Genomic DNA, 10,000 nt, shown 5'->3' with positions numbered 1-10,000 from the left:
GCCAGCCGTTCGAGCGGTTCCCGGCGCCGGGCCGCCGCCACGACATGGGCGCCGGCACGGGCGAAGGCGAGGGCGGCGGCGCGGCCGATGCCGCTCGACGCGCCGACGATGACGACGACGGCTCCGTGCAGGGTCTTCACGGCGATCTCCGGGTCAAGGCGCCCGCCCCGGAGGAGGAGGCGCATCCATTCGGCCTTCCGGAAAAATCAGATGATCGGCTTGCCGCCGGTCACCGCCACCGTGGCGCCGGAGACGTAGCTCGACTCGTCGGAGGCCAGCATCACATAGATCGGTGCGAGCTCCCTCGGCTGGCCGGGCCGCTTCATCGGCACCTGCGAGCCGAACTGTTTCACCTTCTCCGCCGGCATGGTCGAGGGGATCAGCGGCGTCCAGATCGGGCCGGGCGCGACGCAGTTCACCCGGATGCCCCGCTCCGCCAGCATCTGCGCCAGCCCGCCGGTATAGTTCTGGATCGCGCCCTTGGTGGTGGCGTAGGCGAGCAGCTGCGGGCTCGGCGTGTCCGCATTGACCGAGGTGGTGTTGATGATGGCCGCGCCCTCGCGCATGTGCGGCAGCACGGCTTTGGTCAGATAGAACATCGCGTGGATGTTCACGCGGAAGGTCTTCTCCCACTCTTCGTCGGAGATCTCTTCCGGATCGGTGAAAGTCGCTTGGTGGGCAGCGTTGTTGACGAGTACATCGACCCGTCCGAACGCCTCGACAGCCCGCTCGACGATGCGCTTGCAATGGGCCGCGTCGCCGATATCGCCCGGCACCAGCACCGCCTTGCGGCCCGCCTCCTCGATCAGGCGGCGGGTCTCCGCCGCATCCTCCTCCTCGTCGAGGTAGGAGACCAGCACGTCCGCCCCCTCGCGGGCGAAGGCCAGGGCCACGGCGCGGCCGATGCCGGAATCCGCACCCGTGATGATGGCCTTCTTGCCCTCCAGGCGGCCGGACCCCTTGTAGCTCGTTTCACCATGGTCGGGCTTCGGGGTCATGGCCCGAGTCGAGCCCGGCATCGGCTGCGGCTGATCGGGGAAGGGGGGCTTGGGGAAGGATTCCATCGGTTTGGCTCCGGTGCTTCCAGCTTTTGGGGACCGTGCCCGGACAACCCTGCCGGGAGGGTGGGGTTCGGCTGAAATTTCGCGCGGATGCCGGCTCTCTCGACGCCGCCGGGCGCGTTGATGTGGTCGCGCCGGACGCCGGACAGGCGGCCCCGCGCGTTCACCGTCAGGGGAGACAAGGAGAGCGGATGCGAGCCGAGCGGGTCGTCGAGAGGCGGGCAGGAGAGAACCGGGCGGAGCGTGCCGTCGAGGACGCGGTGCGGACGGAAGCCGCCATCGAGGAGACGCGCAGGGCCGACCGGGATACCAGCCGCATCCGCTGGCTGCGCGATCAGGTCACGCGGCTGCGCAAGCGGCTGCCCCTGCGTCGCCGCCTCTCGGGCGGCCTCGCACACGGCGTGATGTCGGCGGTGGCCGCCCTTCTCGCCTATCTGCCGACCCAGTTCCTCGGATTGCGCGAGGGCTTCTGGGCGGCGATCACCGCCGTCGCCGTGGCGCAGACCGAGTTCGGCGCGACCCGTTCGACCGCCCGCGACCAGTTCACCGGCGCCGCCGTCGGCGGTGTCGTCGGCCTCGGCGCCTATCTCACCCTCGGCCCGTCGCTGCCGACCTACGCCGCGGCGGTAATCGTCGCGATTCTCGTCTGCTGGCTCGTCAACGTGGCGAGCGCCTGCCGGCTGGCCGCCATCACCACGACGATCATCCTGCTCGTGCCTCATCTCGGGCCGGTTGAGCGCATGGCCGGCTCACGGGTGATCGAGGTCGGCTGGGGGGTCTGCGTCGCCATCGTCACGGTCTGGCTCGTCACCCGCCTGAACCGGCGGATCGGGATCAAGCTGTAACGTCGGATGCGGCGCGGCCGGAACTTGGCTGTCGGAACTTGGCTGTCGGAACTTGGCCTGAGCCACCCGGAGTTTCCTGCGGCGTTGCCACCGACGGCACCGCCTGCGTGAACTTCCGAGGGCGTTGATGAAAGCATTGTGCTGGCACGACAAGGGTGACATCCGCTGCGACACGGTGCCGGACGGCATGGGCGACGAATCCGTCCTCTTCCTCACCGACATCCTGCCGACCGGCTGGCAGGGCGCCGAGCATTGCGAGACCAAGGGAGGCGAGATCATCGCCGTCTGGGGCCCGGCCTCTACAAGAGGTTCCGCGACAAGAAGGATGGCTGCGTGACGGTCGTGTTCCACCCGAACTGAGACGGCAGGGGAAAGAGCGGGATCCGGAGCGAGCCATGGCAGGCGATCAAGGTCTGAAGTTCGGCCCCCTCGGGGCGAAGGCGGTGCATCTCTGCGTCGATGCGCAGCGGATGTTCTCCGAGGAGACAGACTGGCACACGCCTTGGCTCGCCCGGATCCTGCCGAATATCGAGCGGCTCGCCGCTGTGCACCCGGAGCGGACGGTGTTCACCCGCTTCGTGCCCATCCGCTCACCCGAGGAGGGGAGGGGGGCATGGCGGCGCTATTACGAGCATTGGCCGGCCATGACCCTCGACGCCCTCGGGCCGGAGATGGTCGATCTGGTGCCGAGCCTGAAACCGTACGTGCCGCCGGCCAAAGTCGTCGACAAGCTCGTCTATTCGCCCTGGATGGGCCCGGAACTGGACCGGATGCTGGAGCCGGAGGGAATCGATACCCTGGTGGTGACGGGCGGGGAAACCGATGTCTGCGTGCTCGCCACCATTCTCGGCGCGGTCGATCGCGGCTACCGCGTGATCGTCGCCTGTGACGCGGTCTGTTCATCCGCCGACCAGACCTACGACGCGATGATGTTCCTCTACCAGAGCCGCTTCGGCGAGCAGATCGAGACGGCGCCGACCGACGAGATCCTGCGGGCCTGGACCGCCTGAGGCTTCGGAAACTGGGCCGTTCCCGCTGGGGTTCACCTGCCGAGAGCCTGCAGGCGACGCCCGGCACGACACCTGACACGACGCCTGGGCAGGCCTGACCTTCATCCGACCGAGGAGATGCGCATGCCGAGCGCCCGCAAGAAGCCGCTCGACCAACAGGTCATCGTCATCACCGGCGCCTCCAGCGGCATCGGGCTGGCCACCGCCCGCATGGCGGCGGAGCGGGGCGCCAAGGTCGTGCTCGCCGCCCGCAATGGCGAGGCGCTGGCCGAGATCCAGGGAGACATCGCGCGGAGCGGTGGCGAGGCGTTCCACGTCGTCACCGATGTCTCGGACCGCTCCCAGGTCGAAGCCCTCGCCAGGGCCGTGATCGACCGCTACGGCCGGATCGACACCTGGGTGAACGATGCCGGCCTCTCCATCATCGGCCGGCTGGAGGACGTGGAGGACGCCGACCACCGGCGCCTGTTCGACGTCAATTTCTGGGGCCTCGTCTACGGCTCGCTGGTGGCGCTGCCGCATCTGAAAAAGAGCCGCGGCACGCTGATCAATCTCGGCAGCGTCGCCTCCGACGTCGCCTTCCCGCTCCAGGGTATGTACAGCGCGTCCAAGCACGCTATCAAAGGTTTCACCGACTCCCTGCGCATCGAGCTGAAGGAGGAGGGGGCTCCGGTCGCGGTCACGCTGATCAAGCCGGCGGCCATCGACACGCCGTTCCCGGCTCATGCCCGCAACTACACCGACCGCGAGCCCAAGCTGCCGCCGCCGGTCTACCGTACCGAGGAGGTCGCCGAGGCGATCGTCCACGCCGCCGAGTATCCCCGGCGCGACATCTATGTCGGCGGCGGCGGGCGGATCATGAGCGCGGCCCAGGCCGTGGCGCCGCGCGTGTTCGATGCCGTCGGAAGCGGCATGGCCGGGCTGCAGATGCGCGACGATCCTCCCCGGCGTCCCGAAGGTTCGCTCTACGAAACGGGCGTGGGCGGCCGCACCCGTGGGAGCCATCCCGGATACGTGATGCGGCGCAGCCTCTACACCCGCAGCGCCCTTCATCCGCTGACGACGGCAGCCGTGGTCGCTGGCGTCGGGTTCGCCGCCGCGGCGAGCCTCATGGGCGGATCCCGCCACCGCTGATCTCTTCCCCAAGCCTCAGGAGATTCGACGATGTCGACCAAACCGCCGCCGGTTCCGCCGGCCAACCGCTCCGACAAAGGTCCCGGCAGCGCCGATGCCGCGCCGAAGGACACCACCAAGGCCGCACCGAACGATCCCGACAAGACCGGCCAGGCCGGAAATTCGAGGGTCAACACCACGCATCAGGGACATCAGCAGGATCGATGAGCACATCCAGCAAGACGCCCGCTGCCGACCGTCATCACGGCGGTCCCGGCAGCAGCCATCAGCGGCCTGACCGCCCGGATCCGACGGAAGGCAAGGGGCCGTCCCCCAACGCCGCCACCAGTGGCTCGCATTCCGGTGTGTCGGGCGGCGGCGGCGAGCAGGATCGCCACCACCGCCACGGTGACACCAGCAAGGGCCATTCGCCTCGGACTCACTGAGCGTCCTGCCCTCGCACCGTCCCGGAGTGAGCGTCCGGGACGGTGCGCCGGGCGATGCTTCGAACCGGAACTCTGCACAGCGAGGCGGGCTGGACGTGGCGAATCTGGAAACGACCCTCGATGTCTTCTCGGCTTTGCTCGCATCCGAGCAGCCGGCCCATATCGGCGAGGCGGACAAGGCGATCTGGGCCTATCTCGCCGCGTATGAAGGGCTCGACGCGCAGATCGAAGCTCTCGACCGGCTTGGCCGCGGCGTCGCCGGTCTCGACGGGTCATCCGCCTTCATGCCGATCCTGCTCGATACCCTCGACCGGCACCGGGTTCGGCTCGCCGAGCCGTCGGCCTGATCGGGCAGCCTTGCAGCCCTGGGGCGCCTCCGCTCGCGATGGCGATGACGGAGTACGGCGAAAACCGAAGCGATTCCTCAGTATTCGGATGAACTGTAGAGCTTGCAGCGCATCTTTCGATGCCCGGTTGAGCCGTGCATCGCGAATAGTCACGCTTTAACAAAAGCGTATCAATCCGGCGCCGTCATATTCTCGCCGCTTGTTCGAATAGAGTGCAGACATCTCACAGATCGACGGTGCGGAGCGCGGGCGACGGCGCCTCCGTGCATGTGTCTCTCGTCGCTGAGCTGGATGCCGCATGCCCAAACTCGCCCTTGCCGCCGTTGTTGCCGCCGCGCTCGTGTCGCCGGCCCTGGCGGGGGATTTCGACGGTACATGGTCGGTCCAGCTCGTGACCGAGAGCGGGCTCTGCGACGCGCAGTACAGCTACACCCTCGCGGTGCGCGACGGACAGGTTCGTCCGATCGTGAATGCCACCTCCGGTGGCACTCATGTGACCGGCCGGGTCGAGCGGGATGGAGGCGTGGGCCTGAACGTCGCGACGGCGGCGGCCAACGGCACCGCCTCGGGCCGTCTCCAGGCCCGCTCCGGCTCCGGGACGTGGCGCGTCTCCGGTGGCCTCTGCAGCGGTCGCTGGACCGCTGCCCGCCGCAACGCGTTCCGGACGGCCTCCGCCGAGTGAAGCCATCCGGCTTTCGTGGATCCGGGCGGGCTCAAGTGGGCCCGCCCTTTTTTTATCGGCTGAGCGCCCGGTCAATCGCCCCGAGGGAGGCCATCGAATCCGGGCTCGGCAGCCCAGCCGCCGTCACACGCCGGCTTCGAGCCAAGCCCGCGCCTCATTGATGCGGGCGCGCTCGAACACCTTGATCTGCACGGGCGAGACGAAGCCGAAGGTCTCGGCCACCGCCCGCAGCCAGGTCGCGTCGGTGACGAGGGCCACGTGGCTCACGCCCTTCATCATCGAGAGGCCGAACCGCGGATCCTTGAAGAAGGCCGCCGGCTCCATGCCCTCGAAGCTGCGGATGTCCTCCAGAAGCTTCAGCCGGCCTCCCTTGTCGAGGTCGGCCTTCATCGCGGTCATCACCGCGTTCATCTCCTCGTCCGTGATCTTCCCATCGACGACGATCTCGGCGATGGCGGAGTCGGGCTTCTTCTCATAGGTCAGCAAGGCTCGGGGCTCCTCGGATGGCAGCGGGGACAGGAGAAGGGCAAGAGACCTGTGCCGGACCTCGAGCCGTCGGCGAAGGGTGGATTATAGGAAACTCTGCGGGTCCACGTCGATTGCGACCTTGAGGTTACCTCTCGGTTTCGGCCCCCGGGCCAGCCAGTCGCGCAGGTAGCTCTGCACATCGATGCCGCGCTCGGTCTTCACCAGCAGCCGGAAGCGCCATCGGCCCCGCACCAGGGCGAGGGGCGCCTCGGCCGGCCCGAGGACGCTGACGCCGAGCGGCGGATCGGCGACCCGCGCCAGTGCCTGCCCATGCGCTTCGGCCTTCTCCCGCTCCTCGGCGGAGACGATCAGCGCCGCGAGCCGTCCGAAAGGCGGTAGCCCCGCCGCCTCGCGCGCCGCGATCTCCTCCTCGTAGAAGCGGTCGGCATCGCCCGAGAGCAGGGCGGCGATCACCGGATGCTCGGGCTGGTAGGTCTGCACCAGGGCCCGTCCCGGACGCTCGCCGCGCCCGGCCCGGCCCGTCACCTGCTGCAGCAGCTGGAAGGTGCGCTCTGCCGCCCGCGGATCGCCGGAGGTGAGGCCGATATCGGCATCGAGCACGCCGACCAGCGTCAGATGCGGGAAGTTGTGGCCCTTGGCGACGAGTTGGGTGCCGATCACGATGTCGCAATCACCGGCCGCCACCGTCTCCAATTCCTGCCGCAGCCGTTCGGCCCCGCCGGGAAAGTCGCTCGACAGCACGACGATGCGCTGCTCGGGAAACAGCTCGGCCACCTCCTCGGCGATTCGCTCGACGCCGGGCCCGCAGGGGGTGAGGTGGTCGAAGGCGCCGCACTCGGTGCAGGCCTCCGGCTTGCGCTCGGCATAACCGCATTGGTGGCAGACCAGCGCCCGGCGGAAGCGATGCTCCACCAGCCAGGTCGAGCAGTTGCGGCACTGGTAGCGATGGCCGCAGGCCCGGCACAGGGTGAGCGGTGCGTAGCCCCGGCGATTGAGGAACAGCAGAGCCTGCTCACCCGCGGCCAGCGTCGTCTTCACGGCGTTCACCATCGGCGGCGACAGGAAGCGCCCGCGCTCCGGCTTGTCGAGGCGCATGTCGACGGCCGAGATGTCCGGCAGCGGCCTGCCGCCGAAGCGGCCGGGCAGGGCGACGTGGCGGTAGCGGCCGCTCTGGGCGTTGACCCGCGATTCGATCGAGGGCGTGGCCGAGGCGAGCACCACCGGGCAGCCCTCGATCCTGCCCCGGACCACCGCCATGTCGCGGGCATGGTAATGGACGCCGTCCTCCTGCTTGTAGGCGGTCTCGTGCTCCTCATCGACCACGATCAGGCCGAGATTCCGGAACGGTAGGAACAGGGCCGAGCGGGCCCCGACCACCACCGAGACCTCGCCCGCCGCCACCCCGGCCCGCAGCCGCTCGCGGCGCTTTCCGCCGATGCCGGAATGCCAGGTGGCCGGCCGCACGCCGAAGCGGCCGGCGAACCGGTCGAGAAACTGGGCGGTGAGCGCGATTTCCGGCATCAGCACCAGGGCCTGGCGTCCCTGCCGCACGCACTCGGCCACAGCCTCGAAATAGACCTCGGTCTTGCCGGAGCCGGTCACGCCTTCGAGCAGCACCGTCTCGCCCGCTGCGGTCTCGGCGCGGGAGGGAGCGATCAGCGCCCGCGCGGCTTCCGCCTGCGCGTCGGAGAGCGGCACCCGCGGATGGTCCGGATCCGGCGGCAGCGCGACGGGTTCCGGCATCAGCGCCACCGTCTCCAGGGCGCCGTCGTCGATCAGCCCGTCGACCACGCTGAGCGACACGCCTGCCTCCTTGGCGAGCGCGCTCTTGCCCCGCACCGTGCCGTCGGCGGCGACCGCCATCACCTTGCCGCGGGCGACCGTTGGCCGGGCCGGCGGCTTTCCGGCGGCGCGCACGCCGATGCGCGGCGCTTCGTTGAGGGCCGTCTCGTCAGGCAGGCGCAGGGCCATGGCCAGCGCCGAACCCTTCGGGGCCAGGGTGTAGCGGGCCAGCCAATCGACCAGCTTGCGCAAGGCCTCCGAAAGCGGCGGCGTATCGATCCGTCCGGTGACCGGCCGCAGGTTTCCGCCCGAGGCCCGTTCGTCGAGCCCCCAGACCACGCCGATGGTTTCGCGCGGCCCGAGCGGCACCTGCACGACATCGCCCTCGGCCAAAGTCAGGCCGGCCGGCACCGCGTAGCTGTAGGCGGTGTCGAGCGCGAGCGGGATCAGGATATCGGCGACAGCGGGCATGAGCTCATGAGACTTGCCTGATTTGTTCTATATATGTCCGCCGCTTCGATGGCGAACGTGACGGCGGGCCTTTTATCGGCGGCTGGTCAGGGGCCACGCAACGAGAATCGCCGACAGGCCGACGGCGGCCATCCCCCAGAGGCCCGCATCCCCGAAGATGCCGTAAAGCGGGCCCGAGGCCAGCGTCATCAGCGCGGGGGCGAGGCCGAGACCGAATGCCGTGGGCTGCTTTCAACCCGATGCAGCGGATCGCTGCCCTTCAGCATTTTCCTTCGCCTTTCCGGCTGCCCTCGGCTTCAAACTGGTCTAAGGAGCGTGGTGCCGACGGTCGCGCTCCATGGCTCGTTGGCCGTGCGGCCGTGATGCCGCCCGTCTCGACGCGTCCTCCGAGAACAAGGGGCCTCCACCGGCCATGAGCAGCCTCGTCACCGCGCCCGGCGCCACCACCCGTCCGCAATCGCAGCTGGTGACCGTGTTCGGCGGTTCCGGGTTCCTCGGGCGCCACGTGGTGCGGTCGCTGGCGAAGCGCGGCTACCGAATCCGCGTCGCTGTGCGCCGTCCCGACCTCGCGCTCTTCCTGCAGCCCCTCGGCAAGGTCGGCCAGATCGTCGCGGTCCAGGCCAATCTCCGCTATCCGGATTCGATCCGGCGGGCCGTCGAGCATTCCGACATCGTCATCAACCTCGTCGGCATCCTTCAGGAAACCGGCAGCCAGCGCTTCTCGAAGCTGCAAACGGAAGGCGCCGGCGAGATCGCCCGCGCCGCTGCGGCGATCGGGGCGAAGCTGATCCATGTCTCGGCGCTCGGCGCCGACGCGAATTCCCCCTCGCTCTACGCGCGCTCGAAGGCGCTCGGTGAGGCGGAAGTGCTGCGGGCCTGCCCCGACGCGGTGATCTTCCGGCCCTCCCTGGTCTTCGGCCCCGGAGACAGCTTCTTCAACCGCTTCGCCTCTCTCGCCACCTTCCTGCCGGTCCTGCCGCTTGCCGGCGCGCAGACCCGTTTCCAGCCGGTCTTCGTCGGTGACGTCGCCGAGGCGGTTGCGCGCGCGGTCGATGGCGCTGTCCCCGGAGGCCGTATCTACGAACTCGGCGGAGCCGAGGTGAATACGCTCGACTACTTCGTGCGTTACATGCTCGACGTGACGATGCGCCGCCGCGCCGTGCTCGATCTGCCTGAGCCGGCAGCTCGCCTTCAGGCGCGGGTGATCGAGTTCATCGACACCCTGACCTTCGGGCTCCTGCCGGCCAATCTCAAGCTGACGCGCGATCAGGTGACCTTGCTTCAGACCGACAACGTGATCTCGGAAGCGGCGAAGGTCGAGGGGCGCACCATCGAGGCGCTCGGCATCACCCCGACGGCGGTCGAGGCCGTGGTGCCGGGCTATCTCTGGCGCTTCCGCAAGGCCGGCCAGTTCGCCCAGGGCCGCGGCACCGAGGCGGAGGCCGGCCTGCCGGATCTGCTCGCTCCGCACAGTGAAGCGACCAAGTCGCTCCACCGCCCCGGTCGCGCCAGCGGTCCGGCCATTGGTCCGCAGGCGGCTTCGAGCCGGATGGGCGCCCGTTGGGGCACGCGCAGCTAGGACAGCGGAGCCCGGGGGGGCACCCGCTTTGCCGGATGCCCCGTCAATGCGTCTCGGTAGCCTGCTGCAGGCTCTGTCGGGATTTTTTGGATTTTTTCGATTGACGGTCCGGATCGGGGTGCGTATACGCCTGTTCACCGACGGGGCGACGCCCTCCAGTTTCTGGCTGGGGCGG

Annotated in this window: 12 protein-coding genes and 1 pseudogene (1 of these 13 cut by a window edge); 9 read left to right on the top strand and 4 right to left on the bottom strand. The window is 69.1% G+C overall.

Annotated elements, in window-relative coordinates; genetic code table 11:
- Both MZTS_RS18775 and MZTS_RS18770 read right to left on the bottom strand, forming a co-directional pair.
- Positions 1-140: the 5' end (the start) of an SDR family oxidoreductase gene (locus MZTS_RS18775; protein WP_192285002.1), read on the bottom strand. Its footprint begins 859 nt before the window's first position; 140 of the gene's 999 nt are visible here — the first part of the coding sequence; its start codon is at positions 138-140; its stop codon lies off the left edge, out of view.
- Between the two features lie 66 nt (positions 141-206).
- Positions 207-1,064, bottom strand: coding sequence for an SDR family oxidoreductase (locus MZTS_RS18770; RefSeq protein WP_192285000.1), 858 nt, complete (start codon positions 1,062-1,064; stop codon positions 207-209).
- Positions 1,065-1,252: 188 nt separating this feature from the next.
- On the opposite strand from MZTS_RS18770, the gene MZTS_RS18765 reads away from it, so the two are divergent.
- The 8 genes and pseudogenes from MZTS_RS18765 to MZTS_RS18735 all read left to right on the top strand — a co-directional run bounded on the left by MZTS_RS18765 (position 1,253) and on the right by MZTS_RS18735 (position 5,504).
- The gene (locus tag MZTS_RS18765; RefSeq protein WP_192284999.1) at positions 1,253-1,906 is read left to right on the top strand and encodes an FUSC family protein; all 654 of its coding nucleotides are present in this window, start codon (positions 1,253-1,255) and stop codon (positions 1,904-1,906) included.
- Positions 1,907-2,081: 175 nt separating this feature from the next.
- Positions 2,082-2,198, top strand: a pseudogene (locus MZTS_RS25325) (glutathione-dependent formaldehyde dehydrogenase); the annotation flags it as partial.
- Between the two features lie 103 nt (positions 2,199-2,301).
- Positions 2,302-2,916, top strand: coding sequence for a cysteine hydrolase family protein (locus tag MZTS_RS18755; protein ID WP_009863873.1), 615 nt, complete (start codon positions 2,302-2,304; stop codon positions 2,914-2,916).
- A gap of 123 nt (positions 2,917-3,039) precedes the next feature.
- Positions 3,040-4,050, top strand: coding sequence for an SDR family oxidoreductase (locus MZTS_RS18750; protein ID WP_192284997.1), 1,011 nt, complete (start codon positions 3,040-3,042; stop codon positions 4,048-4,050).
- A gap of 30 nt (positions 4,051-4,080) precedes the next feature.
- Positions 4,081-4,257, top strand: coding sequence for a hypothetical protein (locus tag MZTS_RS18745; RefSeq protein ID WP_192284996.1), 177 nt, complete (start codon positions 4,081-4,083; stop codon positions 4,255-4,257).
- Complete coding sequence (locus tag MZTS_RS25320; protein ID WP_246482180.1) at positions 4,254-4,475, top strand: hypothetical protein; 222 nt, start codon at positions 4,254-4,256, stop codon at positions 4,473-4,475. Before MZTS_RS18745 ends, MZTS_RS25320 begins: the two co-directional genes overlap by 4 nt.
- A gap of 95 nt (positions 4,476-4,570) precedes the next feature.
- Positions 4,571-4,822 (top strand): hypothetical protein, encoded by a 252-nt coding sequence (locus MZTS_RS18740; protein ID WP_192284995.1) that lies wholly within the window; start codon positions 4,571-4,573, stop codon positions 4,820-4,822.
- 298 nt (positions 4,823-5,120) lie between these two features.
- Positions 5,121-5,504 (top strand): hypothetical protein, encoded by a 384-nt coding sequence (locus MZTS_RS18735; protein WP_192284994.1) that lies wholly within the window; start codon positions 5,121-5,123, stop codon positions 5,502-5,504.
- 123 nt (positions 5,505-5,627) lie between these two features.
- Here MZTS_RS18735 and MZTS_RS18730 read toward each other — a convergent pair whose 3' ends face one another.
- Positions 5,628-5,990 carry a SpoIIAA family protein gene (locus MZTS_RS18730; RefSeq protein WP_192284993.1) on the bottom strand — a complete coding sequence of 121 codons (363 nt, stop codon included), beginning with the start codon at positions 5,988-5,990 and terminating at the stop codon, positions 5,628-5,630.
- A gap of 84 nt (positions 5,991-6,074) precedes the next feature.
- Positions 6,075-8,246, bottom strand: coding sequence for a primosomal protein N' (locus tag MZTS_RS18725; RefSeq protein WP_192284992.1), 2,172 nt, complete (start codon positions 8,244-8,246; stop codon positions 6,075-6,077).
- A 412-nt stretch (positions 8,247-8,658) separates the two neighbouring features.
- Here MZTS_RS18725 and MZTS_RS18720 point away from each other — a divergent pair, with 412 nt between their 5' ends.
- A complete protein-coding gene (locus MZTS_RS18720; protein WP_192285001.1) occupies positions 8,659-9,825 on the top strand; it encodes a complex I NDUFA9 subunit family protein in 1,167 nt (388 codons plus the stop codon).
- Positions 9,826-10,000: the final 175 nt, after the last annotated feature.

Origin of the sequence: Methylorubrum zatmanii (assembly GCF_014845115.1) — a bacterium.
Classification (GTDB): Bacteria; Pseudomonadota; Alphaproteobacteria; order Rhizobiales; family Beijerinckiaceae; genus Methylobacterium; species Methylobacterium zatmanii.
This window is presented reverse-complemented; position numbering and strand designations above follow the sequence as displayed.

Bases quoted from the DNA above. Each gene is read 5' to 3' on its own strand.
- MZTS_RS18745 (WP_192284996.1), top strand. From the start codon at position 4,081: ATGTCGACCAAACCGCCGCCGGTTCCGCCGGCCAACCGCTCCGACAAA.
- MZTS_RS18750 (WP_192284997.1), top strand. From the start codon at position 3,040: ATGCCGAGCGCCCGCAAGAAGCCGCTCGACCAACAGGTCATCGTCATC.
- MZTS_RS18735 (WP_192284994.1), top strand. From the start codon at position 5,121: ATGCCCAAACTCGCCCTTGCCGCCGTTGTTGCCGCCGCGCTCGTGTCG.
- MZTS_RS18725 (WP_192284992.1), bottom strand. From the start codon at position 8,246: ATGCCCGCTGTCGCCGATATCCTGATCCCGCTCGCGCTCGACACCGCC.
- MZTS_RS18770 (WP_192285000.1), bottom strand. From the start codon at position 1,064: ATGGAATCCTTCCCCAAGCCCCCCTTCCCCGATCAGCCGCAGCCGATG.
- MZTS_RS18720 (WP_192285001.1), top strand. From the start codon at position 8,659: ATGAGCAGCCTCGTCACCGCGCCCGGCGCCACCACCCGTCCGCAATCG.
- MZTS_RS18755 (WP_009863873.1), top strand. From the start codon at position 2,302: ATGGCAGGCGATCAAGGTCTGAAGTTCGGCCCCCTCGGGGCGAAGGCG.
- MZTS_RS25320 (WP_246482180.1), top strand. From the start codon at position 4,254: ATGAGCACATCCAGCAAGACGCCCGCTGCCGACCGTCATCACGGCGGT.
- MZTS_RS18765 (WP_192284999.1), top strand. From the start codon at position 1,253: ATGCGAGCCGAGCGGGTCGTCGAGAGGCGGGCAGGAGAGAACCGGGCG.